Annotated in this window: 22 protein-coding genes; 14 read left to right on the forward strand and 8 right to left on the reverse strand. The window is 70.9% G+C overall.

Annotated features, from left to right (window positions below; translation table 11 throughout):
- Nucleotides 1–33: 33 nt before the first annotated feature.
- The 3 genes from FLX08_RS15530 to FLX08_RS15540 are packed head-to-tail and all read right to left on the reverse strand — an operon-like array spanning nt 34 to nt 3,508.
- Nucleotides 34–1,215 carry a L,D-transpeptidase gene (locus FLX08_RS15530; protein ID WP_244312665.1) on the reverse strand — a complete coding sequence of 394 codons (1,182 nt, stop codon included), beginning with the start codon at nt 1,213–1,215 and terminating at the stop codon, nt 34–36.
- Between the two features lie 38 nt (nt 1,216–1,253).
- Nucleotides 1,254–2,360 (reverse strand): fumarylacetoacetase, encoded by a 1,107-nt coding sequence (gene fahA, locus FLX08_RS15535; protein ID WP_244312666.1) that lies wholly within the window; start codon nt 2,358–2,360, stop codon nt 1,254–1,256.
- The gene (locus FLX08_RS15540; RefSeq protein WP_142619551.1) at nt 2,342–3,508 is read right to left on the reverse strand and encodes a homogentisate 1,2-dioxygenase; all 1,167 of its coding nucleotides are present in this window, start codon (nt 3,506–3,508) and stop codon (nt 2,342–2,344) included. Before FLX08_RS15540 ends, fahA begins: the two co-directional genes overlap by 19 nt.
- 92 nt (nt 3,509–3,600) lie before the next feature.
- On the opposite strand from FLX08_RS15540, the gene FLX08_RS15545 reads away from it, so the two are divergent.
- Nucleotides 3,601–4,323, forward strand: a complete 723-nt coding sequence (locus tag FLX08_RS15545) for a nucleoside/nucleotide kinase family protein (RefSeq protein WP_142619552.1) — start codon at nt 3,601–3,603, stop codon at nt 4,321–4,323.
- Between the two features lie 38 nt (nt 4,324–4,361).
- On the opposite strand, the gene FLX08_RS15550 is transcribed toward FLX08_RS15545, so the two are convergent.
- Nucleotides 4,362–5,015 (reverse strand): helix-turn-helix domain-containing protein, encoded by a 654-nt coding sequence (locus FLX08_RS15550; protein ID WP_244312667.1) that lies wholly within the window; start codon nt 5,013–5,015, stop codon nt 4,362–4,364.
- A gap of 97 nt (nt 5,016–5,112) precedes the next feature.
- Between FLX08_RS15550 and FLX08_RS15555 the strand changes: the two genes are divergently transcribed.
- Entirely contained in the window at nt 5,113–6,237 is a 1,125-nt protein-coding gene (locus FLX08_RS15555; RefSeq protein WP_142619553.1) for an NAD(P)/FAD-dependent oxidoreductase, read from the forward strand.
- A 52-nt stretch (nt 6,238–6,289) separates the two neighbouring features.
- On the opposite strand, the gene FLX08_RS15560 is transcribed toward FLX08_RS15555, so the two are convergent.
- Both FLX08_RS15560 and FLX08_RS15565 read right to left on the reverse strand, forming a co-directional pair.
- Nucleotides 6,290–7,495, reverse strand: coding sequence for a PucR family transcriptional regulator (locus FLX08_RS15560; protein WP_244312668.1), 1,206 nt, complete (start codon nt 7,493–7,495; stop codon nt 6,290–6,292).
- Nucleotides 7,496–7,525: 30 nt separating this feature from the next.
- Nucleotides 7,526–7,846, reverse strand: a complete 321-nt coding sequence (locus tag FLX08_RS15565) for an EF-hand domain-containing protein (RefSeq protein WP_341874331.1) — start codon at nt 7,844–7,846, stop codon at nt 7,526–7,528.
- Nucleotides 7,847–7,854: 8 nt separating this feature from the next.
- On the opposite strand from FLX08_RS15565, the gene FLX08_RS15570 reads away from it, so the two are divergent.
- A complete protein-coding gene (locus tag FLX08_RS15570) occupies nt 7,855–8,769 on the forward strand; it encodes an SDR family oxidoreductase (protein WP_142619554.1) in 915 nt (304 codons plus the stop codon).
- Nucleotides 8,770–8,817: 48 nt separating this feature from the next.
- Here FLX08_RS15570 and FLX08_RS15575 read toward each other — a convergent pair whose 3' ends face one another.
- Nucleotides 8,818–9,939, reverse strand: a complete 1,122-nt coding sequence (locus FLX08_RS15575) for a cellulose binding domain-containing protein (RefSeq protein ID WP_142619555.1) — start codon at nt 9,937–9,939, stop codon at nt 8,818–8,820.
- 591 nt (nt 9,940–10,530) lie between these two features.
- Between FLX08_RS15575 and FLX08_RS15580 the strand changes: the two genes are divergently transcribed.
- The 11 genes from FLX08_RS15580 (at nt 10,531) to FLX08_RS15630 (ending at nt 22,803) form a co-directional block, all read left to right on the forward strand.
- On the forward strand, nt 10,531–11,886 hold the full coding sequence (locus FLX08_RS15580; RefSeq protein ID WP_142619556.1) for a cytochrome P450: 1,356 nt from the start codon (nt 10,531–10,533) through the stop codon (nt 11,884–11,886).
- A complete protein-coding gene (locus FLX08_RS40650) occupies nt 11,883–12,779 on the forward strand; it encodes a terpene synthase family protein (protein ID WP_167530429.1) in 897 nt (298 codons plus the stop codon). Before FLX08_RS15580 ends, FLX08_RS40650 begins: the two co-directional genes overlap by 4 nt.
- Entirely contained in the window at nt 12,772–14,352 is a 1,581-nt protein-coding gene (locus tag FLX08_RS15590) for a prenyltransferase/squalene oxidase repeat-containing protein (protein ID WP_244312675.1), read from the forward strand. Before FLX08_RS40650 ends, FLX08_RS15590 begins: the two co-directional genes overlap by 8 nt.
- A 230-nt stretch (nt 14,353–14,582) precedes the next feature.
- On the forward strand, nt 14,583–16,871 hold the full coding sequence (locus FLX08_RS15595) for a sensor histidine kinase (RefSeq protein ID WP_244312669.1): 2,289 nt from the start codon (nt 14,583–14,585) through the stop codon (nt 16,869–16,871).
- On the forward strand, nt 16,868–17,302 hold the full coding sequence (locus FLX08_RS15600; protein WP_142619558.1) for a roadblock/LC7 domain-containing protein: 435 nt from the start codon (nt 16,868–16,870) through the stop codon (nt 17,300–17,302). Before FLX08_RS15595 ends, FLX08_RS15600 begins: the two co-directional genes overlap by 4 nt.
- A complete protein-coding gene (locus tag FLX08_RS15605; RefSeq protein WP_142619559.1) occupies nt 17,299–17,673 on the forward strand; it encodes a DUF742 domain-containing protein in 375 nt (124 codons plus the stop codon). Before FLX08_RS15600 ends, FLX08_RS15605 begins: the two co-directional genes overlap by 4 nt.
- Complete coding sequence (locus tag FLX08_RS15610; RefSeq protein ID WP_142619560.1) at nt 17,654–18,253, forward strand: GTP-binding protein; 600 nt, start codon at nt 17,654–17,656, stop codon at nt 18,251–18,253. The genes FLX08_RS15605 and FLX08_RS15610 overlap by 20 nt, the downstream gene beginning before the upstream one ends.
- 478 nt (nt 18,254–18,731) lie before the next feature.
- Nucleotides 18,732–19,904, forward strand: a complete 1,173-nt coding sequence (locus FLX08_RS15615; RefSeq protein ID WP_244312671.1) for an extracellular solute-binding protein — start codon at nt 18,732–18,734, stop codon at nt 19,902–19,904.
- 7 nt (nt 19,905–19,911) lie between these two features.
- Nucleotides 19,912–20,838 carry a carbohydrate ABC transporter permease gene (locus tag FLX08_RS15620; RefSeq protein ID WP_142619562.1) on the forward strand — a complete coding sequence of 309 codons (927 nt, stop codon included), beginning with the start codon at nt 19,912–19,914 and terminating at the stop codon, nt 20,836–20,838.
- Complete coding sequence (locus FLX08_RS15625) at nt 20,835–21,692, forward strand: carbohydrate ABC transporter permease (RefSeq protein ID WP_142619563.1); 858 nt, start codon at nt 20,835–20,837, stop codon at nt 21,690–21,692. The genes FLX08_RS15620 and FLX08_RS15625 overlap by 4 nt, the downstream gene beginning before the upstream one ends.
- A 124-nt stretch (nt 21,693–21,816) precedes the next feature.
- A complete protein-coding gene (locus FLX08_RS15630; protein ID WP_142619564.1) occupies nt 21,817–22,803 on the forward strand; it encodes a GNAT family N-acetyltransferase in 987 nt (328 codons plus the stop codon).
- 135 nt (nt 22,804–22,938) lie between these two features.
- Here the strand turns inward: FLX08_RS15630 and FLX08_RS15635 are convergent, their stop codons facing one another.
- On the reverse strand, nt 22,939–23,652 hold the full coding sequence (locus tag FLX08_RS15635) for an SH3 domain-containing protein (RefSeq protein WP_142619565.1): 714 nt from the start codon (nt 23,650–23,652) through the stop codon (nt 22,939–22,941).
- Between the last annotated feature and the right edge of the window lie 140 nt (nt 23,653–23,792).

Genomic DNA, 23,792 nt, shown 5'->3' on the forward strand with positions numbered 1-23,792 from the left:
TGCAGGACGCTGACTCGCATGCGACGACCTCTGTCAAGAGGTGGCTGCAGGGGTCTCGGCGTCCTCGAGCCGGAGGGCGCTGCCGGCCAGCCATCGGGGCCAGGAAAGCTGCCAGTAGCCCCAGCCGTTGTTCCACTCCAGCTCGCGCGTGGTGCCGGTGACGACGACGGGATCGCCGCGCAGCGCGTGCTCGTAGAACCAGCGCGCCTGGTCGGGGCGGACGTTCACGCAGCCGTGGCTGACGTTCACCCGGCCCTGCGCCCACACGTTGTCCAGCGCGTGGACGTACTCGCCGCTGTTGGAGATCCGCACGGCGTAGTCGATGAGCTTGTCGTAGTAGCCGGGTTCGCCCTTGCGGCGGCCCGGCGAGACCATGCGGACGGGGTTGCCCTTGTCCATCGTCAGGTGGATCCCGCTCGTGGTCGTGTATTCCCTGGTGGTCGCCCTGCCGGCGCTGATCTGCATGCGCTGGACCGGCTTCCCGTCCTCCCGCACCACCATCTGGTGAGTGCGGGTGTCGACCGTGCTGATCATGGCTCGCCCCACCGTGAAGGCCACGCTCCGGTCGGCGGAGCCGTACGTGCCGGGGGCGGCGCGGACGCCGGCGAGATGGGCGGTGACGCGCACGTCGGCGCCGGTCGGCCACCATGTGCGCGGCCGATAGACGACCTGGGTGGAGCCTGTCCAGTGCCAGGCGCCCTCGGCCGGGCTCCGGACCTCCAGCGCCCGCTCGACCGCCGCGCGGTCCTCGACCGGCCGGGTGAACGTCACGATGACCGGCATGCCGATCCCGACGGTCTCCCCGTCGGACGGGACGACCGAGGCGACGGCGACCTCGTGGCGCGGGGTGAGCGTGCGGAACCGGCCGGCGACCTGGGCGGTGACACTCTCGGGCCCGGTCGCGACGGCGTTGACGACATACTGCGTGCCGGGGCGCAGCGTCCACGACGACCGCCACACGGTGTGGCCCGGATCGAACGCGCCGGGCACCGGATCCCGCCCCGCGAACGCCAGCACGCTGGTCAGCCTGCCGCCCTCGGCCCTGACGACCAGCGCCGCGTCCGGCGGGACCGCCACCGTGCCGTCGGCCGGGCTGATCGTGATGCGCGGCGCGGGCGGCACGCGTACGGCACAGCCCGCGGCGAGCGCGGGACAGGCCACGAGCAGCACCGCGAGCAGGGCGCGGGCGGCGGGAGGCAGGGTGCGTGGCTTCACGGGCACCCAAGATAGCGATGGGTGACGACAGAAATACGCTAAGTCGCCGGAAGGACCTTCCCCGAGACCTCGCCGAGGCTGACCCCGCTTGCGGTCCAGGCGGTGATCGTGACGGTGTCGCCGTCATCCAGAAAGGTCCGGGTCCCGCCGGGCAGTTTGACCGGGTCCGCGCCGTTCCAGGTCAGCTCGATGAGCGAACCCGGCTGCCCGACCGACGAGACCGTGCCGCTCGCGAACAGGTCGCCGGTGCGCAGGCTCGCGCCGTTCACCGTCAGGTGGGCGAGCATCTGGTCGGGCGTCCAGTACATGTCGCGGAACGACGGCGTCGAGACCGTCTCGCCGTTGAGTTCCACGCGCAGGGTGAGGTCGAGCCCCCAGGGCGCCTGCCTGCGGAGGTAGGCGGGCGGCTCGGGTTCCTGTGACCGGCCCTCGACCCTGGCCTCCTCCAGGGCGTCGAGCGGCGTGATCCACGCGGACATCGTGGTGGCGAACGACTTGCCCAGGAACGGCCCGAGCGGCACGTACTCCCACGCCTGAATGTCGCGCGCGCTCCAGTCGTTGACGAGCGCCACCCCGAAGACGTGGTCCTCGAACGCGCCGGCGCGCTCGCCGAGCCGCGTCGGCACGCCCACGACGAAGCCGACCTCCGCCTCGATGTCGAGCTTCTGCGACGGGCCGAACGACGGCCGCTGGCCGCATGGCCGCCTGATCGGCGTCCCGGAGACCACGACCGTGCCCGCCCGCCCGTGGTAGCCGACGGGCAGGTGCCGCCAGTTGGGCTTCAGCGGCTCGTCGTCCGGGCGGAAGATCCGCCCGAGGTTCGAGGCGTGCTCAAGCGAGGCGTAGAAGTCGACGTAGTCGGCCACCTCGACCGGCAGGTGCAGGGTCACCTCCGACAGCGGGATCAGGTGGTCGCCCGTGGCCGCCGCGTCGCGTGCCCGCGCCCGCGTCTCCCGCCAGGCCGGACGGCCCAGGGCCAGCAGCGGGTTGAGGCTGGGCGCCGCGTAGACGTCCCCGCCGAGGGCCGCCGCCAGGTCGAGGACGTGGTCCCCGACCCGGACGCCGACCCTGCGGGGCTCGCCGGGCCGGGAGAACACCCCGTACGGCAGGTTGTCGAGCCCGAAGCTCACCGCGCCCACGTCCACGCGTAGTCGGTGTCCTCGCACGCGAGGGCGGCCTGGCCGAGGTCGAGCGGGCGGAAGGTGTCGATCATGACGGCCATCTCGGTCGTCTCGGTGTGGCCCTGCCGTACGGCCTCGACGGCGGCCTCCACCGCGCCCGGCTGCGGGCCGTGCGTGAAGCCGGCCGGGTGCAGCGAGATCGAGCCGACGTCGATGCCGGACCCCTTCCTGGCCGTGTAGTCGCCGCCCACGTAGAACATGAACTCGTCGGAGTCCACGTTGTGGTGGTTGTACGGGATCGGCACGGCCTCCGGGTGGAAGTCCAGCGGCCGTGGACAGAACGAGCAGACGACGAAGCCCGGCCCCTCGAACGTCTGGTGCACCGGCGGCGGCGCGTGGGTGCGCTTCACGATCGGCTCGAAGTCCCGGATGTTGAACGCGTACGGATAGAGGCAGCCGTCCCAGCCCACCACGTCGAAGGGGTGATGGGCGTAGGTCAGCCTGGTCAGCCCGCCCCGCGTCCTGACCAGCACCGGGACCTCCTCGCCGTCCACGAGCAGCGGCTCGTCCGGCGCGCGCAGGTCGCGCTCGCAGTAGGGCGCGTGCTCCAGGAACTGGCCGAACTGGGACAGGTAGCGCTTCGGCGGCCTGATGTGCCCGGACGCCTCCACCACCAGCGCAGTCACCCGGCCCTCGGGCACCCACCGGTGGATCGTCCCGGTCGGAATCACCACGTAGTCGCCCTCGGCCACGTCGAGCGCGCCGTACGCCGACTCGAACCGGGCCCGGCCGCTCGCGATGTAGACGCACTCGTCGCCCATCGAGTCGCGGTACAGCTCGCTGGGCGCGTCCGTCGCGGCGTACGAGATGCGGACGTCGGCGTTGCCCGCGAGCAGCATGCGCCCGGAGACCAGGTCGCCGTCGGGCGTCAGGTCCCGGGTGCGGAAATGGCGCGGGGACAGCGGCAGATTGGGCGTGAGCCCCGGGGCTCCCGCGTCCACGGCCTCGGCCTTGACGATGGCGGTCGGCGCATAGCGGTGGTAGAGCAGCGAGGAGTCGGAGGAGAAGCCCTCCTCTCCCATGAGCTCCTCCTTGTACAGCCCGCCGCCGGGTGCGCGGAACTGCACGTGGCGCTTGGGCGGCACCTCCCCGACCACGCGGTAGTACGGCATGACACCTCCCGTGCTTGTCCGTTTATCGGACGCGAGTGTCCTATATATGTACGACGATTCGCCACGCGGTCGGGAATGTCAAGCTGTGGGCCATGAGCACAACCGCGGAGATCCACGTGTCCGTCTCGACCTGGCGGCAGCCGACGCCGGTGCCCGTCTCCCCCGCGCGTACGGCGTTGGTCCGGCGGGTGGCGGAACGCGTGCTGGCCCTGGGCGAGGGGCGCCTGCGCGTCGGCGTGGACGGGCTCACGGCGGCCGGGAAGACGAGCTTCGGCCACGAGCTCGCCGAGCACCTCGCCGGAGCGGGCCGCCAGGTGCTGCGGGCGAGCCTCGACGACTTCAAGCGGCCGTGGCGCGACCGGCACCTGTACGACCGGGAGTCGGGCGAGGGGTACTACCGCAACGCCTACGACTACGACGCCGCGATCGCCCTGCTGCTCGAACCGGCGGGTCCGGACGGCTCGGGGGACGTCGCGCTGTGCTCCATCGACCCGCTCACCCAGGTGGACCACTCCTCGGTGCGGACGGCCGCCGCGCCCGGCGCGATCACGATCGTCGACGGGGTGTTCGCGTTCCGCCCGGAGATCGACGCGTACTGGGACCTGCGCGTCTGGATCGAGGTGTCTCCGGAGACCTCGGTGCGCCGCGGAGCGGAACGCGACCAGGACTGGGCCGGGTCCGAGGCCGAGGCGCTGCACCTGCACCGCTATCTGCCCGCCGAGCGCCTCTACATCGCGGAGGCCGATCCGCTGGCGCGAGTCGACGTGGTGGTCGACAACACGCTGTTCGGCGAACCGCGGCTGCTGAAGTGGTGACCGTCAGCGCGGGGGTTCGGACAGGGCGGACGTGACGGTCAGCGCGGGGGTTCGGACAGGGCGGACGTGAGGCGGCAGGCGGCCTCCAGGACCAGCGGGCCCACCTTGTCGGCGTCGAGGTCGGCGAAGCTGACCAGGCCCACGGAAGCCTCCAGCCACGGCAGGCCCGGGATCGGCGCGGCGATGCCCTGCGCGCCCTCCTGGAGGTGTCCGCTGCTCGTGTGCAGCGGCGGCTCCGTGCGGCCCTCGCGCAGCGCGAGCAGCGCCAGCCCGGCCGCGCCGCGCGTCAGCGGATGGCGGGAACCCTCTCGGTAGGCGACGTGGAAGTCGGTCCACGACGGCTCGACCACCGCGACCGCCAGGCCCTCGTCGCCCTCGGCCACGGTCAGGTGCGCGGTAGCCCCGGCCTGCTCCGCGAGCGCGCGCAGCGCCGGCAGCGCCGTCGCCCGCAGCAGGGGGTGCACGGCCTGGGCCAGCACGAGCACCCCGAAACCCAGATGCACGCGGCCGTGCGCGTCCCGCCGGGCGAAACCCTCGGCCTGCAGGGTCGTCAGGAGCCGGTAGACGATCGGCCGGCTCAGGCCGAGCTCCTGGGCGAGCTCGGTCGGCGTGCGGCCCCGGTTCGCGTCGGCGAGCAGCCGCAACAGCCGTAAACCCCGTTCGAGCGTCTGCGCCGATTCGGCCGCCATCATGTCTCCGATTATCGCCGCGCCGAAGCGTCTGTAGGCGAGGCCCGCATTCGACGTAGCCTACGTCGGCAGGTGTCGGTCCGCGATCAAGGAGCGGTGGATGAAGTCGGCGATCGTCGTGGGGGCGGGGATCTGGGGGGCGTCGTTAGCGCTGCGGCTGGCCGACGAGGGCTGGCGCGTGACGCTCGTCGAGCAGTACGCGCCGGGTCACGTTCGTCAGGCCAGCGCCGGGGAGACCCGGCTGCTGCGCTGCGCGCACGGCTCCGACGACTGGTATCCCCGCATGGCCTGGCAGGCCCGCGACGCCTGGCGCGGGCTGGAGCAGCGGACCGGCGAGGAGCTGTTCGTCGAGTCGGGGCTGATGTGGTTCGCCCGTGACCCGGACGGCTGGGAGGCGCGCAGCGCCCACGTGCTGGAGCGGCTGGACATCCCCCATGAGCTGCTCGACCCGGCCGAGGCGGCGCGGCGGTTCCCCGGTCTGCGGGGCGACGACCTCGCCTTCGTGCTGTGGGAGCCGAACGCCGGCGTGCTGCGGGCCCGGCGGGCGACGCAGGTGACCGCGCGCCTGGCCGCCGCGTCCGGCGTACGGCAGGTCCGCGCCCGTGCCGTGCCGTACGGACGAGGGGCCGGGGTGGTGGCGGACGGCGAGGTGCTGACGGCGGACCGCGTGGTGTGGGCGTGCGGCGCGTGGCTGCCGCGGCTGTTCCCGCACGAGGTGGGGCACGTCGAGGTGACGCGGCAGGACACCTACCACTTCGGGGTGCCCAGGGACTGGACCACGCCGCCGCTGCCCGCGTTCTGCGACTACGACCTGTCGGCCTACGGGCACGGCGACCTGGACGGCATGGGAATGAAGATCACCGGCGACGCCGAGGGCGAGCCGTACGACCCGGAGAGCGGCGGCAGGCGGGTGCTGCGGCACACCGAGGAGCAGGCCCGCGCCTATCTGGCCAGGCGGTTCCCCTCGCTGGTGGGCGCGCCGGTGGTGTTCAGCCAGGTCTGTCAGTATTCGCTGACCAGGGACGCCGAATGGATCATCGCCGAGATCGACGACGGCGTCTGGCTGCTCGGCGGCGAGTCCGGGCACGGCTTCAAGCACGCCCCGGTCCTGGCCGGATATGTCACGGAGATCCTCGACGGCACGCGGGAGCCGGAGGCGCGGTTCGGCCTGCACGAGCGGCAGGCGACCCGGGGCCTGCGCACCAGCGGCGGCAGCCTGTCCTGAACACCGGGTCCTGAACGCCGGGTCCTGAACACCGGGTCCTGAACACCGGGTCCTAAACGCCGGGCGGGTCACGGCGGGCCTGGCGGGCGCGCAGGACGATCTCCAGCTCGAACCGGACGTCGGGGTCGGCGAGGGCGTCGCCGTACAGCTGCTCGATCTGGCGCAGGCGATAGCGCACGGTCTGCGGGTGGACGTGGAGCGCGGCGGCGACCTCGGCGACGCCCCGGCCGTGGCGCAGCCAGGCGAGCAGGGTCTCGGCCAGGCGGTCCTGCTGCGTCTGGCGCAGGTGGGCGAGGGGCGCGAGGCGCACCTCCGCCAGGGCGGCCACGAGCTCCTCGTCCTTGAAGACGACCAGCGTGGCCATGTGGTCGGCGCAGCGCAGCAGTCCCCGCCGGGGCAGGACGCCGCGGGTGCCGAGGTCGAGGGCCTCCCTGGCCCAGCCGAGCGAGTTCGCGGCGGCGGCGAGCGGCACGGCGGGGCCGATCGCGGCCCGCCAGCCGCGCAGGGCCTTCTCCAGCGCCTGCACCTGCCCGGGGCCGCCGGGGTCCGGCACCACGAGACACGGGACGTTGCGGTCGAGCCCGGTCAGCACGTCGGGCGGCAGCACCGGCAGGGGAGAACCGCCGTCGCCCTCCTCCAGGGCCACTCCGGCGACCGTGCGGGGGAGCCGCCAGCCGACCGCCCTGGCCAGGTCGGCGACGGCCTCCGGCGAGGCCGCGGGACGGGTGAGCAGCAGGTCGAGCAGCCGCCGGCGGCGGCGCTCCATCTCGCCCGCCGCGTGCGCCCGTGCCTCGGCGAAGCCTTCCGCGGCCGCGTCGGCGAGCTGGTCGAGGTAGACGAAGATGGCCTCGCCCAGGTCGTACAGCGTCCGCGGATCGAGGCCGAGTTGCTCGGACTGCTCGGTGAGCCGCCGCCACGCGACCCGCGCCCCCAGCCGCATCGCGGTCTGGAAGGGTTCGAGGTCGCGTCCTTCGGCGGCCTCGCCCCTGCCGATCGTCCGGAAGATCTCGGGGTCCCACGGCGCCCGCGGGTTCTCGATGCGTTCGAGGAACCCCTGCAGCGCCTGGTTGACCGACAGCCGCAGGACCTTGATGTAGAGCTCGTCCTCCGGGCGGGCATATTCGGGCACCCGCCGCTGGATCTCCGCGATCACCCGGTCCGCGACGTCGCCGACGCGGGGACGCAGCAGCCTCGCGACACCCGCCGGCACCGCGCCCCAGAACTCGTCGTGGCCTTTCAGCGCCCGCTCAAACGCCACTCACCGCTCTTCACCGCTCTTCACCGCCGCTCAGCGCTGCTGGCCGCTCAGCCAGGCGCCGAACTCTTCCAGATTGATCAGGCCGTCGCGGTCCGCGTCGACCCGGTCGATCGCGCCCTGCGCCCCCTGCGGCGTCAGCGGCCGACCGAGCACCTCCATCAGGCGTACGAGCTCCTCGGCGGAGATCCGCCCGTCCCCGTCGGCGTCGATAAGTTGAAAAGTCGCCGCATATTCGCTCATGCCGTCCTCCTCCGGGATCGCGATCAGCACCCTAGCTGAAAGCACGCCGCTGCCCCCAGGGATCGCGACCAAGCCGCGGGACGCGATTTTGTCGGTGGCGGGTGCCAGCATGTCGTCTCATGACGAGCAGTCTGGAGGGGAAGGTCGCACTGGTGGCCGGGGCGACCCGGGGCGCCGGACGCGGCATCGCGGTCGAGCTGGGCGCGGCGGGGGCGACGGTCTACGTGACCGGCCGCAGCACCCGCGAGCGGCGCTCGGAGATGAACCGGCCGGAGACGATCGAGGAGACGGCGGAGCTGGTGACCGCCGCCGGCGGGCGGGGGATCGCCGTGCCGGTCGACCACCTCGACCGCGAGCAGGTGCGGGCTCTCGTGGAGCGGATCGACGCCGAGCAGGGCGGGCTCGACGTGCTGGTCAACGACATCTGGGGCGGCGAGCTGCTGTTCAGCTGGAGCGACCGGCTCTGGGAGCACTCGCTCGACGACGGCCTGCGCATCCTGCGGCTGGCGATCGACACCCACATCATCACCAGCCACTACGCGCTGCCGCTGCTGATCCGCAGGCCGGGCGGTCTGGTGGTCGAGGTCACCGACGGCACGGCGGAATACAACGCCGCCAACTACCGCGTCTCGTTCTTCTACGACCTCGCGAAGACGTCCGTCAACCGCATGGCGTTCGCCCAGGCCAAGGAGCTGGCGCCGCACGGCGCGACCGCGGTGTCGCTCACGCCGGGCTGGCTGCGCTCGGAGCTCATGCTGGAGCACTTCGGCGTGACCGAGGCCAACTGGCGCGACGCGCTGGCCAAGCAGCCGCACTTCGCCATCTCCGAGACACCCGCCTTCGTGGGACGCGCGGTCGTGGCGCTGGCCGCCGACCCGGAGGTGAGCCGCTGGAACGGGCAGTCCCTGTCCAGCGGCCGGCTGGCCCAGGTGTACGGCTTCACCGATGTGGACGGCAGCCGCCCCGACTGCTGGCGCTACATGGTGGAGGTCCAGGACCCCGGCCGCCCCGCCGACGTCACCGGCTACCGATGACGGAGCCGGTCCGGGCCGCCGCTTGGGGGCGGCCCGGACCGATGGGGGTCAGGCGGTCGCGCAGGCGGGCGTGGGGGCCGAGTTGGCGGAGTTCCAGGAGGCGATGAAGCCGAAGGCGGTGCTCGCGCCGGCGCCGAGCGAGCCGTTCCAGCTCTCGTTCTTCACGGTCACGCTCGCCCCGCTCTGGGTGGCCTTGCCGCCCCACGCCTGGGTGACCTGCTGCCCGTTGGCGAAGGTCCAGGTCACGGTCCAGGCGCTGACGGGAGAGGTGCCGGTGTTCTTGACCGTGACCTCACCCTGGAAGCCGCCGCCCCACTGGTTGATGATCGTGTAAGTCGCGCTGCAGCCCGAGGAACCGGACGACGGCGAGGGGGACGGAGACGGGGACGGGGACGGAGACCGGGTCGGGGCGGGAGACGGGGTCGGCGAGGGGCTGGGGCTGGGGCTGCGCGTCGGGCTCGGGCTGGGGGACGGCTGGACGCCGCTGAGCAGCGCCGACAGCGCCGGATACCACGTGTCCGCCATCTTCTGGTTGCCGTTGTCGTTGGGGTGCACGCCGTCGTAGGTGTCCGTGCTCGTGCTGAAGCCCGTCCACTGGTCGACGACCACGATCGGGGAGGCCGTCGTGGTCTTCGAAGCGGCCCAGCCCGGGATCGCGTTGTTCAGGGCGACGGTTCGCTGGGCGCACTCGGGGCAGGTGCTCGGGTTCATCGGGATGATCTCGGCGACCAGGATCTTCATGTTCGGGTTGCTCGCCCGCATCTGGTCCACGAGCTTGCTGTAGGCCGCGAGGATCGTGCCGGTGGACCTGTTGCTCCACACGTCGTTGGTGCCGAAGTGCATCATCACGATGTCGGGACGGGTCGCCGAGAGCCAGCCCGGGAGCTGGTTCTGGTCGGCGACGTTCGTGACCAGGGCACCGCCGTGGCCCTCGTTGTCACCGTCGTGCGCCACCCCGCATCCCTGGGCGGGCAGCGTCCCGACCATGTCGATGTTGGTGAAGCCGCCGTTCTGCAGCTTGTTCCACAACAGGGCCCGCCAGCAGCCGGGCGACCCGGTGATCGAGTCGCCCAGAGGCATGATCCGCACCGCCGCCGCCTCGGCGGGCCGGGCGACGAGCAGCCCGAGGACCACGAGCAGGGCCGCCACCACCGCACTTCTCTTCGACATCGCGTCTCTCCCTCGTTCTGTCCGGCGCGATGGTAGAGAGCGCACTGTCGCCCGCCCTAGGGACGAGGCGCGGCAAAAGCCCTGACCAGCGGGGATGTATGTACGGTTCATCCGATGACGTGCCCGTCGGCGGTCGCGTCCCGGCGGCCGGTCGGATCCCGTCGAGCACACGAGGCGCAGCCGCCCCGGCTTCACCGCCTGCGGCGATGCCGGGTTCCACCTCGCCGCACGACCGAATATGCTGCACGTCGGTCTACTTTTCGCACGTCACCGAGAGGATTCGGTCCCCATGTACAAGGAGTTCCTCGGCGAGGTCGTGGTGTGGCTGATTCCCATCGTCATCCTCGTGGGCATCGCGCTGCTGGTGACCAGCCACGCCTGACGACACGTCCTGAGGAGGGCCGGGCCGCGAGGCCCGGCCCTTCCCTTTTTTCCGGCAGGCCAAACCCGTCTCGACCGACAAATCTGGCTATTGGCGGCATCTAGGGCGACACACCCATAAAGGCATCACTGACCTGCAATGTTGATCAATCGGAGTGGATCATGTGATACTTCGCGAATTGGCGTGATCGTCAGGTGGGGAGCAGACCGGTGGCCGTAGACGTTGGTCGCAATTCAGCGCGAAATGCGGACGTTCTTCCCTTCTATCGGTTCCTCGCGAAGCACTCTCGCGATCCGGTCTCCGCCTTCGAGGAGGCCGGCAGGCAGGCCGGTGGCAGGCTCGTCCGGCTCAACGTGGGGCCGTTCCGGCCCTATCTGGTGACACATCCGGACCATGTTCAGCACGTGCTGCGGACCAACCAGCCCAACTATGTCCGAGAGGGGATGTTCTGGGATCCGCTGGTCCCGTTGCTCGGTGGGGGGATCCTGTCCGACGGCGAGACCTGGCAGGAGAGCCGCAGGGTCCTGCAGCCCCTGTTCACCGCGAAGTACGTCGACTCGCTGACCGAGCGCATGGCCGAGATCCTTGCCGAGCAGATCGACGCTGTCGTGCGTCCCGGGGAACCTTTCGACGTCGTCGACGGGATCTCGGCCATCGTCCATCCGACGATCGTGCGGCTCTTCTTCGGCGACCGGATCACCAGGGACGACATCGCCCGGCTCATTCCCGCGTACGAGGTGGCGGTGACGGCCACGTGGCCGCGCCTGCTGATGCCGTTCGTCCCGAGGACGATGCCGCTGCCGGGTGACCGGCCTTTCCGCCGGTCCATCGAGACGATCAACACCGTGGTCTATCCCCGGGTGCACGAGGCCCGCCGCACGGCGGAGGAGGGCAAGGACGTGGTCTCGGCGATCTGCCGCGCCCGCGCGGACGAACCCGGCGAGGTGGGGGACCGGCGGATCAGGGACGACATGGTCAGCATGCACGGCGCGTCCACCGAGACCTCGGCGACGGCGCTCACGTGGGTGTGGGTCGCGCTCGACGCGCATCCCGAGCTGGCGGCGAAGATCTACACGGAACTCGACGAGGTGGTCGGGACGGACCCGGTGCAGCCGTCTCATCTGCCCGAGCTGCGCTACCTGAAGATGTTCCTGTCCGAACTGGTGCGCCTGTATCCGCCGGGCTGGATCCTGCCGCGGCAGGCGGTGAAGGACGACGAGATCGACGGGGTCATGATCAAGGCCGGGTCCACGGTGATGCTCAGCCCTTACCTCACGCACCGGCTTGAGGAGTTCTGGGAGCGGCCGACCGAGTTCGACCCCGAGCGCTTCGCACCGGGCATGGAGCGGCGGCACCGCTGGTCGTACTTCCCGTTCGGCGGCGGCCCCCACCAGTGCCTGGGGCAGCACCTGTTCATGATGGAGGCGCAGTTGCTCATGGCGGGCCTGTTGAGCCGCTACCGGCCTGTGCTCACCGCGTCGAGGCCGGTCAGGCCGCGGCTCGCCTCCTCTCTGCGGCCGAACCAGAAGGTGAAACTCACGCTGGTCGAGCGTGCCCGCACATGATCATCGAGCACATCGCCAGGCAGGAGACGGCTCTCGCCGCGGATCTGGGCAGGACATGCGCGCTCGCCGCGCGGTGCCAGCGGGACCTGCAGGCCGGCGCCGCGGCGTACGGCGAGTTGTTCCCGGCCAGGCCGTTCGATCCGGCGTTCTTCGCCGCTTTGTCGATGGTCACCGCGTTCGGCTCGCCCTGGGCGTCTCCCGACGAGCTGCGCGCGGTCGGCCGCGCGTCGCTGTGGATCTTCGCGGTCGACCGCCTGGTGGACGAGGTAGCGGGATCGCGCGCGGAGGTGGAGGCGCTGGTCGCCGAGTGCCTCGCGGCGGCCGAGACGGGCCCGGCCGGGGACGCCCCCGCCGTGGTGCGCTTTCTCACCGATCTGCGGGACGGCCTGTCGGCGGCGCCCGCGTTCGCCGGCCTGAGGCCGGTCTGGCTCGACCGGCTCCGGCGGACGCTGCGTGGGATGGTCCGCGAGTGGCGCTGGAAGGAGGAGGGAGCGCCGGTCTCGCTGGACGAGTACCTCGACGGCGCGGACGGTTGCGGATCCTCCTTCGTGAACCTGTCCCACTGGATCAGGACGGGAGACTCCTGGACGACCGCACACATCGACGAGCTCCTGTCGGTCAGTGACGAGGTGCAGCGCTACCTGCGCCTGCTCAACGACCTGGCCACCCGGGAACGGGAGCGCGGCCAGGGCGACGTCAACGCGCTGGCCTTCGGCGCCGGCGTCGCGGAGGTGACCGCGCGCATGAACGAGATCCGCGACCGCTGCCTGACCCTTCTCGAACCCGTGCGGCAGCGCAGCCCGCGCGCCGCGGCCTACCTCGAACGACAGATCGGTTTCAACACGGGCTTCTACGGGCTCGTGGACTATTGGGGCGAGTTTGAACGTGCGTGATGCCTTCCTGGACGAGCAGCCGGACGTGGCGGTGGCCGCGGGCGAGTTGATGCGGGATCTGATGTCCCGGCCCTGGGGGCAGGTGTCCCCGTCCGTGTACGAGACCGGGCGGCTCGTCACCCTGGCCCCCTGGCTGCTGGGCCACGACGAGCGGGTGGCGTACCTGCTCGCCACGCAGCGGCCCGACGGTTCATGGGGCGTGCCCGACGGCTATGGCCTGGTTCCCACCCTGAGTGCCACCGAGGGGTTGCTGTCGGTCCTCGCCAGGGGCGACCACAACGAGGACCGGGATGCCCTGATCGACGCGGTCCGGGGCGGGCTCGGCGTGTTGTCCGGCTGGCTGGCGGAGACGGCGGTCGCCGCTCTGCCCGACACCCCCGCGATCGAGATCATCGTGCCGGCGCTCGTGTCGCTCATCAACGCGCACCTGGACGGTCTGGACGCGTGCGGGATCGACCGTCTGCCGATCCCCGAGGGAATGAGCGAGGGGCCGCTCACCCTGATCAGGAAGCGCCTGGAGTCCGGCGCCGCCCTGCCGGACAAGCTCCTGCACGCGCTGGAGGTGGCCGGAGGATCCGCGGCCAGTGCCCCGGCCGTCTGCCCGACCTCGATCGGCACGGTCGGAGCCTCGCCGGCGGCGACCGCGGCATGGCTGAGCGGCACCGAGCTGCCCGATCCCGGGCACCATGCCCGGCGTTACCTGGAGGCGGTGGCGCTGCGACACGGCGGCCCGGTGCCGGTGGGCCTGCCGATCACGGTGTTCGAACGCGGCTGGGTGTTGAGCTGGCTCGCCCGCTCGGGCATCCGCTTCGACGTGCCGCCGGAGATGCTGGCCGATCTCCGCGCGGCCATCGGTCCCGAAGGCACGCCCGCCGGTGCGGGACTGCCGCCCGACGCCGACACCACCTCGGTCGCGCTGTACGCGCTGGCGCTGCTCGGCATGCCGTACGAGCCGGACAGCCTGTGGGCCTTCGAGACGCCGACGCACTTCTGCACCTGGCAGGGCGAGGAGGGCTCCTCGGTCAGTGTGAACGCTCACGTACTGGACGCCTTCGGCCAGTACGCGGCGGCTCGGCCCGAGCAGGCGCCCCGCTACGCCGTGGTGCTGGCCAGGATCGCCGCCTGGCTGCGCGAGCGGCAGCGGGCCGATGGAAGCTGGGACGACCGCTGGCACGCTTCGCCCTACTACGCGACGGTCTCCTGCGCGCTCGCGCTGCACGAGTTCGGCGGGCCGGAATCCGCGGCCGCGGTGCGGTCGGCCGTACGGTGGGCGCTGGACACCCAGCGCGAGGACGGCTCATGGGGCCGGTGGGGCGGCACGGCCGAGGAGACGGCGTACGCCATGCAGCTCCTGCTGATGACCGGCCCGTCGGCCGGAGACGGAGCCCGCGCCGAGGCGGTGCGGCGGGGGTACCGCTATCTGCTGCGCTCCGCCGACCCGGCGGACGGACCGGCGCTCTGGCACGACAAGGACCTCTACCTGCCCCTGGCGGTCGTCCGGGCGGCCGTGCTCGCCGCCCTGCACCTCGCACAGGCCAGTGGACTTGTTGTCCAACAAGCCGGTCAACTATGATCACCTGGGCTAATCTAAATTTCGCTTTATTCGGACATGCCCTGACGGGATTCTGCGGGTTGAGCGGTTTTCCAGCCCTTTGCTAGGGTGGCGCGAGGCGCGGCGCGGTCTTTTCGCTGGGCAGTCCGGGCTGCCCTAAACGGCGGGCGATTGTTAATGGCCGGTAAACGCGCTGTTAGGGCGTTCTGACTTCGCTGGGTGGTATGTCTATGCGCTTCCGGAATTCGCGTGTGCGAACCAAGGTCGCAGCCCTGCTGGTGTCACTGACCGCTCTGTGGGCGTTCGCGGCCTGGGTCACCGTCCGGGAGGGCGTCAACCTCATCTGGGCCACCACCATCGACAGCGGGGTCGCGCAGCCGAGCGAGCCGTTGCTGCTGGAACTGCAGCGCGAGCGCCGGCTGTCGGTGACCCGCGTCGGCGATCCCACCCGGGTGCTGCGCAAGGAACTGCAGGACCAGCGCGCCCGCACCGACGCCGCGATAAGCGTCTTCAGGGAGTCGGCCAGGAGCGACAGGGTCAGCCTCGCGGCCGGTGACGCGCTGATGATGCGCCTGAACGACACGCTGCGGCGGCTGGACGGTCTGCGTCAGACCCGGTCGGCCATCGACGCCGGGCGCCTCGACCGGGTGCGGACGGAGGACGCCTACAGCGACGTCATCGACTCCTTCGACGCGATGTACGGCGCGGTCGCCACGCTTGACGACGCCACGCTCGCCAAGGACGGCCGCACGCTGTCAGCCATGAGCCGGGCACGTGAACTGCTGGCTCGTGAGGACGCGATGATCGCCGGGGTCTTCGCCGAGGGCCGGTTCACCGAGCAGGACCACCGGCAGTTCACCCAGCTGGTGGGGATCGCCCGGTTCGAGCTCGACCGGACCGCCGCCGACCTGCCGCCGGCCGACCGCGCTGCCGTGGACAAGTGGAGGAAGTCGCCGTCGGCGACGACTCTCCGTAACCTCGAAGACCAGCTCTCGCTGAGCAGGCAGGCCGGCCGTCCGCCGATGGTGACGGAGACGCAGTGGCGGGGCGCCGCGGAAGCGGCGTTGATCTCGCTGCAGAAGGTGATCATCGACGCGGGTGACGCGCTGGTCGAACGGGCCATCCCGGTCGCCGTCGCCGTCTTCGCCCGCCTCCTGCTGGCCGGTGTGCTCGGCCTCGTGGCGGTCATCGCGTCGATCATCCTGTCGATCACCACGGCCCGTGCCCTGGTGCGCCAGCTGGAGAAGCTGCGCGAGGCCGCGCTCGAACTCGCCAACGAACGGCTGCCCGGAGTGGTCGCCCGCCTCGCCCAGGGCGAGAAGGTCGACGTCAAGGCCGAGGCGCCGCCGCTCGACTTCGGGCCCGACGTCATCGGCCAGGTGGGTGCGGCGTTCAACACGGTGCAGGAGACCGCCATCCGCACCGCCGTCGAGGAGGCCCAGCTCCGGCAGAGCATCCGTGACATCCTGCTCAGCCTCGCCCGGCGCACGCAGTCGCTGGTGCACCGCCAGCTCACCCTGCTCGACGTGATGGAGCGGCGCGAGTCGGACCCGGCCGAGCTGAAGGACCTGTTCCGCATCGACCACCTCGCCACCCGCATGCGGCGCAACGCGGAGAACCTCATCGTGTTGTCCGGGGCGTCCCCCGCCCGCGCCTGGCGGCGCTCGGTGCCGATGGTCGACGTCGTACGCGGCGCGCTGGCCGAGGTCGAGGACTACACCCGCGTCACCGTGATGCCGATGGGGGAGATCGCGCTCCTCGGACGCGCGGTGGGCGACGTCATCCACCTGCTCGCCGAGCTGATCGAGAACGCCGTGTCGTTCTCCCCGCCGTACACGATGGTGCAGGTGGGCGGCCAGGTGGTGGCCAGCGGCTACGCGATCGAGATCGAGGACCGCGGCCTCGGGATGACCGCCGAGGACCTCGACGCGACCAACCAGCGGATCGCCGACCCGCCCGAGTTCAACCTGTCGAGCACTGCCCGGCTCGGTCTGTACGTCGTCAGCCGCCTGGCCGAGCGGCACGGGATCAAGGTCTCGCTCAAGGCGTCGCCTTACGGCGGCACGACCGCGGTCGTGCTGCTGCCGCGGGACCTCGTCATCGAGGGCGGGGAGGACCTGCCCGAGGAGGAGACCGAGTCCGGCCTCCCGCGGCGCGGGGCCGGCTCCCGGAAGATCGCGCTCGTCGGCGCGCCCGAGGCGGTCCCCGAACCAGTTCAGGAGGTGGTTCCCGTGCCGAGGGCTCCCGAGCCGCCCAGGCCCCTGCAGAGCGTCCCACCACCGTCCGGCGGCGCCGATCCAGGTCCCGACGGGTCCGCGCCCTCGTCCGGGTTCACCCCGTCGGGCCTGCCCTTCCGGGTGCCGCAGGCCAACCTCGCCCCCGCGCTCGCCGAGGAGTCGAGGAACGCCGACGAGGCGGACGACCAGGAGGACCGCTCGCCGGAGGACATCCGTAAGATCATGGGCTCGTTCCAGTCGGGAACGAGGCGCGGCAGATCCGAGGCCGCGAAGTTGCTGGGCGACGAGGAGGACAACCTGTGACGCAGAAGACCGGGGCCTCCGCGGACCTCGCATGGCTGCTCGACGATCTCGTCGCGCGGGTCCGCGAGGTCGAGCACGGCATCGTGCTGTCCACCGACGGCCTCCTGCTGGCCGGCTCGCAGGGGCTTCACACGGAGGACGCCGAGCACCTGTCGGCCGTCGCCTCCGGGCTGCAGAGCCTGGCGCGCGGCGTCGGCGAGCGCTTCCAGGGCGGATCCGTACGGCAGACCATCGTGGAGATGAAGTCGGCCTACCTGCTCGTGACCGTGGCGGGCCAGGGCGCCTGCCTCGCCGTGCTCTGCTCGGGAGACGCCGACGTCGGCCTGGTGGCGTACGAGATGGCGATGCTCGTCGTGCGCGTCGGGCAGTACCTCACCTCGCCGGCGCGGACGACGATCGACCGGACGACGGGGAGCGAGGTCCGCCTGTGAACTCCGAGTGGAGCCCGGACGAGGACCGCTTACTCGACGCGCCGACCATCCGGCCGTACGTGATCGCGCGCGGCCGCACGGAGGCGCAGGACCGCTTCGACCTCATCTCGCTCGCGGTGACGATCCGGCCCACCACGGGAACCGAGATCGGGCTGGACCCCGAGCACCAGGCGATCGTGCGGCTGTGCCGCAGGCCGCTGTCGGTCGCGGAGATCGCGGCCCATCTTGACCTGCCGGCCGGGATCGTCCGGGTCCTCCTCGGCGACCTGTTCGACCGGGGCTTCGTGGCCGTGCAGCAGCCCCAACCGGAGATGGACGTGCTCGACGAGCGGATGTACAAGGCGGTGCTCGATGGCCTTCGGGCGCTCTGATTCGGGGAAGACCCCGCCGAGGATGCCCACGGCGATCAAGTTGCTGATCGCCGGTGGCTTCGGGGTGGGCAAGACCACGATGGTCGGCGCGGTGTCGGAGATCCGGCCGCTGCGCACGGAGGAGACGCTGACCGACCGCAGCGTCGGCGTGGACGACCTGTCCGGGGTCGAGGCGAAGGCGACCACGACGGTCGCCATGGACTTCGGCCGCATCAGCATCGGGGAGGACTTCGTCCTCTATCTCTTCGGCACCCCCGGTCAGGAGCGGTTCTGGTTCGTCTGGGACGAGCTCGCCCGGGGGGCGCTCGGCGCGGTCGTGCTGGCCGACACCCGCAGGCTCGCCGACTGTTTCCCCTCCGTCGACTACTTCGAGCGCCGCGGCACGCCGTTCGTCGTCGCGGTCAACTGCTTCGAGGGCGCTCCGGTCTTCGAGCTGGACGAGGTCAAGCTCGCGCTCAACCTCAGCCAGGACGTGCCGATCATGCTGTGCGACGCGCGCAAGCGGGAATCGGGCAAGGAAGTCCTGATCGAGCTCGTCAAGCACGCGTACGGCAAGCGGCCGACCGCCGCCGCCCGCTGACGCTTTCGTCGGCTCCTCACCCGGGGATGTCCGGGTTCCTTGGCATGCGCGGCCTTTGGCCCCTTGCGTGCGATTTACGTTTCGTGGCAGGGTGACGTTTCCCTACCTCGGTCCTCACGCGTCCCGCGTTCGAGCCGGGCGGCCCTACGGTTTCGGTCGCCCGTTAATGCCGCCTGGTTGATCCCTATTGATCCCTTTTGGGCGGCCTCGATCGCCTGTACTTTCGTTCGCCCCCGACCATGCGTAACAGGTGCACAACAGCCGTTGATATGAACCTAACCCCGCTGTAACGTCGGCCCCATCGCAGAAACTATCGGGCGACTGCCGAAAGTTTCGGTCGGAATCCAGAAGGGAAACCACCGTGAAGTTGAGTCGGCGAGGTGCGGCGCTCCTGGCGGCGTCGGCACTGGTCCTCGGGGGATGTGGTACTTCGGGGGATGACGCCGCCGGAGAGGGCAAGAGCTCAGCCGGCGGCAAGGTGACCGTCGAGTTTTGGAATATCTGGACCACGGATCCCCTGAAGACCTACGGCGCTCAGGCGATCAAGGACTTCCAGGCCAAGCACCCGAACATCACCATCAAGAGCGTTCCTTACGAGAACGAGGCGTTCAAGGCGAAGCTGACGACGCTCACGCAGTCGGGCAAGGCGCCGGACATCTTCCAGACCTGGGGTGGCGGCGTGCTCGCCCAGCAGGTCGACGCGGGCCTGGTGAAGGACCTCAGCGGCGACGCCGGGGACTGGCTCGGCACCTTCACCGACGCCGCGCTGTCGGCCTACCAGGTCGAGGGCAAGACCTACGCCATCCCCGACGACATCGGCATGGTGGGCTTCTGGTACAACAAGGCGCTGTTCAAGAAGGCCGGGATCGCCGAGCCTCCGGCGACGTGGTCGGCCCTCCTCGATGACGTCAAGAAGCTGAAGGCGGCCGGGATCACCCCGATCGCGCTCGCCGGCAAGGACAAGTGGCCGGGTCACTACTACTGGGCCTACCTCGCCATGCGGATCGGCGGCCTCGACGCCCTCAAGCAGGCCGGTGGCAGCAAGGACTTCACGGGTCCGGCCTTCGTGCAGGCAGGGCAGAAGCTCAAGGAACTGGCCGACCTCCAGCCGTTCCAGAAGGGCTACCTCGGCGCGACGTACGGCGACCCGGGCGGTCAGGCCGCGACCATGGGTGACGGCAAGGCCGCGATGGAGCTGATGGGCCAGTGGGCGCCCGCGGTCCAGAACGACGCCGGCAAGGGCCTGGGCGACGACCTCGGCTTCTTCCCCTTCCCGGCCGTGGACGGCGGCCAGGGCGCGGTCACCGACGCCTTCGGCGGCGGCGGCGGCTACGCCATCGGGGCCGACGCCCCGGCGGAGGCGATCGAGTTCCTGAAGTTCCTCACCGAGAGCACCGAGCACCGCAAGGCCGTCGCGACCGGCGGCGTGCTCCCGGTGCTGAAGGGCGAGGAGGACGCGGTCACGGACCCGAACCTCAGCGTGGTCGCCAAGAACCTCGCCACGGCCACCGGCTTCCAGCTCTACCTCGACCAGGCGTTCCCGCCGGCTGTCGGCCAGGAGGTCAACGACTCCGTGGCCGAGCTGATCGGCGGCACCAAGACGCCGGAGCAGGTGGCGCAGGCCATCACGGAAACGGCGAAGTCGGAGTAACTGTCGCGTGAAGACGACGAGACCCCGGAGCCTCAGGCTCCGGGGGTTCACCACTATCCTTCTGTTCCTGCTTCCCGCGCTTGTGCTCTTCTTCGGGCTCGTCGTGGCCCCGATCCTGCTCGCCTTCTACGCGAGCGTGTTCAAGTGGAACGGCATGCGCGGGCTGCCGACGGACTTCATCGGCCTGGCGAACTTCACCCGGCTGCTGGCCGACGAGGTCTTCCTCGGGGACCTGTGGCGCGGACTGCTGCTGATCATCCTGTCTCTGGTGATCCAGCTTCCCCTCTCGCTGGGCATCGCCATGCTGCTCAACCAGAGGATCCACGGCCGGGCGTTCTTCCGCCTGCTGTTCTTCGCCCCGTACGTGTTGTCCGAGGCGATCACCGCGGTCCTCTTCATGATGATCCTGTCGCCCACCGAGGGCCTGGCCAACTACATCCTCGGCTGGTTCGGCATCGACCCCCTCGACTGGTTCGCCGACCCGTCGTCGGTGATGATGTCGGTGTTCATCGTCATGACCTGGAAGTACTTCGGCTTCCACATGATCTTGTACATCGCCGGCCGCCAGGGCATCCCGAGGGAGCTCACCGAGGCCGCCCAGATCGACGGCGCGACCGGGTGGAAGGTCTTCCGCTACGTCACGCTGCCGCTGCTCGGGCCCACGATCCGCATCAGCGTGTTCCTGTCGGTCATCGGTGCGATCCAGCTGTTCGACCTGGTCTGGATCATCACCGGCGGAGGCCCGTCGCACTCCTCCGAGACCATGGCCGTCACGATGTTCCAGTTCGGCTTCAAACGCTTCCAGGTCGGCTACGCGAGCGCGATCAGCGTGGTGATGTTCTTCATCAGCCTCGTGTTCGCGGTGTTCTACCAGAGATACGTCATGCGCCGCGACCTCGAAGGAGCGAGCACCGTGCTGAGGGACCAGCGATGAGCGCCAACCGTCACAAGCAGTCGCCGACGTCGGGCGGTCCGCTGCGCAGCATCTCCCTGCACACGATCGTCGTGATCACGGCGTTGTTCGTCGGCATCCCGCTGCTGTACGGCGTGCTCGGCGGGTTCAAGACGACCCGGCAGCTCTCGAGCAACCCGATCGGCCTGCCCAGCCCCTGGGTGCCGGAGAACTACACGAGCGTCCTCGGCTCCGCGTCGTTCTGGCAGATGCTCTGGAACAGCACCTACATCGCGGTGCTGACCACGCTCGTGGTCGTCGCGGTGTCCGCGCTGGCGGCCTTCGTGTTCGCGCGCTTCGCCTTCCGGGGGCGTGAGGCGCTGTTCACGATGTTCGCCGCCGGGCTCATGTTCCCGTTCGCGGTGGCGATCCTGCCGCTGTTCGTGCTGCTGCGGATGTTCGGGCTGCTGGACAACCCGCTCGGCGTGATCCTCCCGCAGGCCGCCTTCGGCATGCCGATGACGATCATCATCCTGCGCGGCTTCTTCCGGGCCATCCCGGGAGAGATCGAGGAGGCGGCGATCCTCGACGGGTGCTCCCCGCTCGGATTCTTCTGGCGGATCCTGCTGCCGATGGCCCGGCCCGCGATCGCCACGGTCTCCGTGCTCGCGGTGGTGAACAGCTGGAACCAGTTCATGCTGCCGCTCGTGGTGTTCAGCGACGACAGCCTGTTCACCATCCCGCTGGGCGTCATGCAGTTCCAGGGGCAGTACGCCACGGACATCGCACGCGTCATGGCCTACATCGTGGTCGCGATGCTGCCCGCCCTCGGCTTCTACGCCGTGGCCGAGCGTCAGCTGGTGAGCGGCCTGACCGCGGGGGCCATCAAGGGCTGATCCGAGCGGACAGCCGTACGGGGTGGCCGGGCGTCGCGATCCCCCTGCACGCGCCCTATGGTGATCGGGACAGAGGGCGAAACCGCAGGGCGAAACCGCAGGGCGAAACCGCAGGGGGAGACCGATGGCGGAACCGATCGTCCGTCCCGCCGCCGGAGCCGACATGGCCGGCGTACGCGCCGTCGCCGGCCACTTCGGCCTCCTGGACCTGTGGCCGGAGCGGCCGGACTTCGTGGACGCGGAACGCGAGTTCGGCGAGGTGCTCGTCGGCGAGGTGGACGGCACGATCGTGGGGTTCGGCGGCACGCTGCGCCGGGGGACGGTCACACACCTCGGAGACCTGTTCGTCCTGCCCGGCCACCAGTCGTCGAGGGTCGGCCGCACGATCCTCTCGCGCCTGCTGCCCGGCGACACGCCCAAGGTCACCTTCGCGTCGGACGACAGGAGGGCGCTCGCGCTCTACGTCAGGAACGGGATGCGCCCGCGCTGCCCGCTCTTCTACCTGACGCGCAGACCGCCGGGCGAGCAGGCGGCACCGGGAGAGGCGGACGTCCACACGGCGGGCCTTCGGGCGCCGGGGGTGGCGGACGTCCGGGCGGCACCGGGAGAGACGGACGTGCGGGCGGCGGCGGCCCTGGACGCCCACGTCTCCGGTGGCGACCGCACCTCGACCCTCACCTGGTATGCCGGGCTGCCCGGGGTGGCCCTGCACGTCAGCGGCTCGGGCTACGCGTTCGTCAGGACGGCCGGAGACCAGGTCGTCATCGGCCCGGCCGGGGGCGCGACCCCGCAGGACTGCGCCGGCATCGTGCTGAAGGCGGCGAACGCCCACCACCGTGCTGTGCCGGTCCACATGCCGGTCCACATGCCGGTCCACATGCCGGTCCACATGTCGAGTCACGGGCCGGGCCCTACGCCGGGTCATGGGCCGGTGCACGGGCCGGTGCACGCGCCGGGCCACCTGCCGGTCCACGTGGCGGTGCCCGGCACGCATCCGCTGCTCGCCCTGCTGCTGGAGGCGGGCTGGCGCATCGGCGACATGGACACGTTGATGACCAGCGAGGACGTCATGCGGCTCGACTGCTACATTCCGCATCCCGATCTCGGCTGAAAGGCCGCGGCCCCCGTCCCCGGCCAGGGGGATGCCGGGGAAGGGGGCAGCGCGGCTTCGCCGAGTCCGGCGAGTGCCGGCCGGCGCGTCCCATGCCTGCTGGTCAGCGCGTTCCGGGCTTTCCGGCCCGAGCCGTCACATCCTGCGGAGGTAGCGGGCGGAGGCCCATCCGGGAATGCCGTCGCCGCTGTCCACGGCCACCCAGCCGCGGGTGGCGTCGCAGGCTCCGGCGATGTTCCCGTCGGCCCGCCGCAGCTTGCCGACGGGGGCGTGGTGGATGCCGGCGCCCTCGCGGACGTTGAGGAAGCTGCCCTTGCGCACGTGCCGGAGGCGGTAGACGCACGAGAGCGAGGGCCGTCCGCTCAGGTCGAGCCGGCGGAGGTAGCGGGCGGCGGCGTAACCCGAGGTCCCGCCGGCGGTCTTCACCGCGATCCAGCCGCCGGTGGCGGTGCAGGCGCCGGAGAACCCTCCGTCGGCCGGTCGCAGCTTGGCGACGGGGGCGTGGCGGATGCCGGCGCCCTCGCGGACGTTGAGGAAACCCCCCTTGCGTACGCCCTTGATCCGGTAGGCGCACACGAGACCGGGCCCCCGCTGGGCCTGGTGCACGACCTCCCCGTACGGCCCCGACGCCGTGGGATCACCGGGGCCGGGAGGCCGGACCGTCGCGGCTCCCGAGCCGGGATGCCCCCGGACGCCCGACGCCGGCTCGGTTGCGATCCTCGGTGTGAGGTGCCCCCCGGCGTCGGAACCGGCCGGTCCCGCGAGGGCCGGCGTGGGCTGGCCCGCGACGAGCCACCCCGCGGCGGCCAACGTCGCCAGCGCGGGAACGATGCTCTTCGCCACTGTCACGATCTCTCCCTTCGGTCGGCATCGTCCACGCCCGGCCGGGGGGACCCGGGCCTGTTCTGCTCACCCGAAGTTCTGATCTGATTACCGAGCGTTTACACCTCGGTGGAATTCCCGCTCTGATTTTTTACTCGACGCCTTGG

The organism is Microbispora hainanensis (assembly GCF_006874475.1).
In the GTDB taxonomy this organism is placed as follows: domain Bacteria; phylum Actinomycetota; class Actinomycetes; order Streptosporangiales; family Streptosporangiaceae; genus Microbispora; species Microbispora hainanensis.

What these genes read in the sequence shown, in the direction of transcription:
- FLX08_RS15540 (WP_142619551.1), bottom strand. Translation starts at nt 3,508, where the DNA reads ATGCCGTACTACCGCGTGGTCGGGGAGGTGCCGCCCAAGCGCCACGTG.
- FLX08_RS15545 (WP_142619552.1), top strand. Translation starts at nt 3,601, where the DNA reads ATGAGCACAACCGCGGAGATCCACGTGTCCGTCTCGACCTGGCGGCAG.
- FLX08_RS15550 (WP_244312667.1), bottom strand. Translation starts at nt 5,015, where the DNA reads ATGATGGCGGCCGAATCGGCGCAGACGCTCGAACGGGGTTTACGGCTG.
- FLX08_RS15555 (WP_142619553.1), top strand. Translation starts at nt 5,113, where the DNA reads ATGAAGTCGGCGATCGTCGTGGGGGCGGGGATCTGGGGGGCGTCGTTA.
- FLX08_RS15565 (WP_341874331.1), bottom strand. Translation starts at nt 7,846, where the DNA reads ATGCTGGCACCCGCCACCGACAAAATCGCGTCCCGCGGCTTGGTCGCG.
- FLX08_RS15570 (WP_142619554.1), top strand. Translation starts at nt 7,855, where the DNA reads ATGACGAGCAGTCTGGAGGGGAAGGTCGCACTGGTGGCCGGGGCGACC.
- FLX08_RS15575 (WP_142619555.1), bottom strand. Translation starts at nt 9,939, where the DNA reads ATGTCGAAGAGAAGTGCGGTGGTGGCGGCCCTGCTCGTGGTCCTCGGG.
- FLX08_RS40650 (WP_167530429.1), top strand. Translation starts at nt 11,883, where the DNA reads ATGATCATCGAGCACATCGCCAGGCAGGAGACGGCTCTCGCCGCGGAT.
- FLX08_RS15610 (WP_142619560.1), top strand. Translation starts at nt 17,654, where the DNA reads ATGGCCTTCGGGCGCTCTGATTCGGGGAAGACCCCGCCGAGGATGCCC.
- FLX08_RS15625 (WP_142619563.1), top strand. Translation starts at nt 20,835, where the DNA reads ATGAGCGCCAACCGTCACAAGCAGTCGCCGACGTCGGGCGGTCCGCTG.
- FLX08_RS15630 (WP_142619564.1), top strand. Translation starts at nt 21,817, where the DNA reads ATGGCGGAACCGATCGTCCGTCCCGCCGCCGGAGCCGACATGGCCGGC.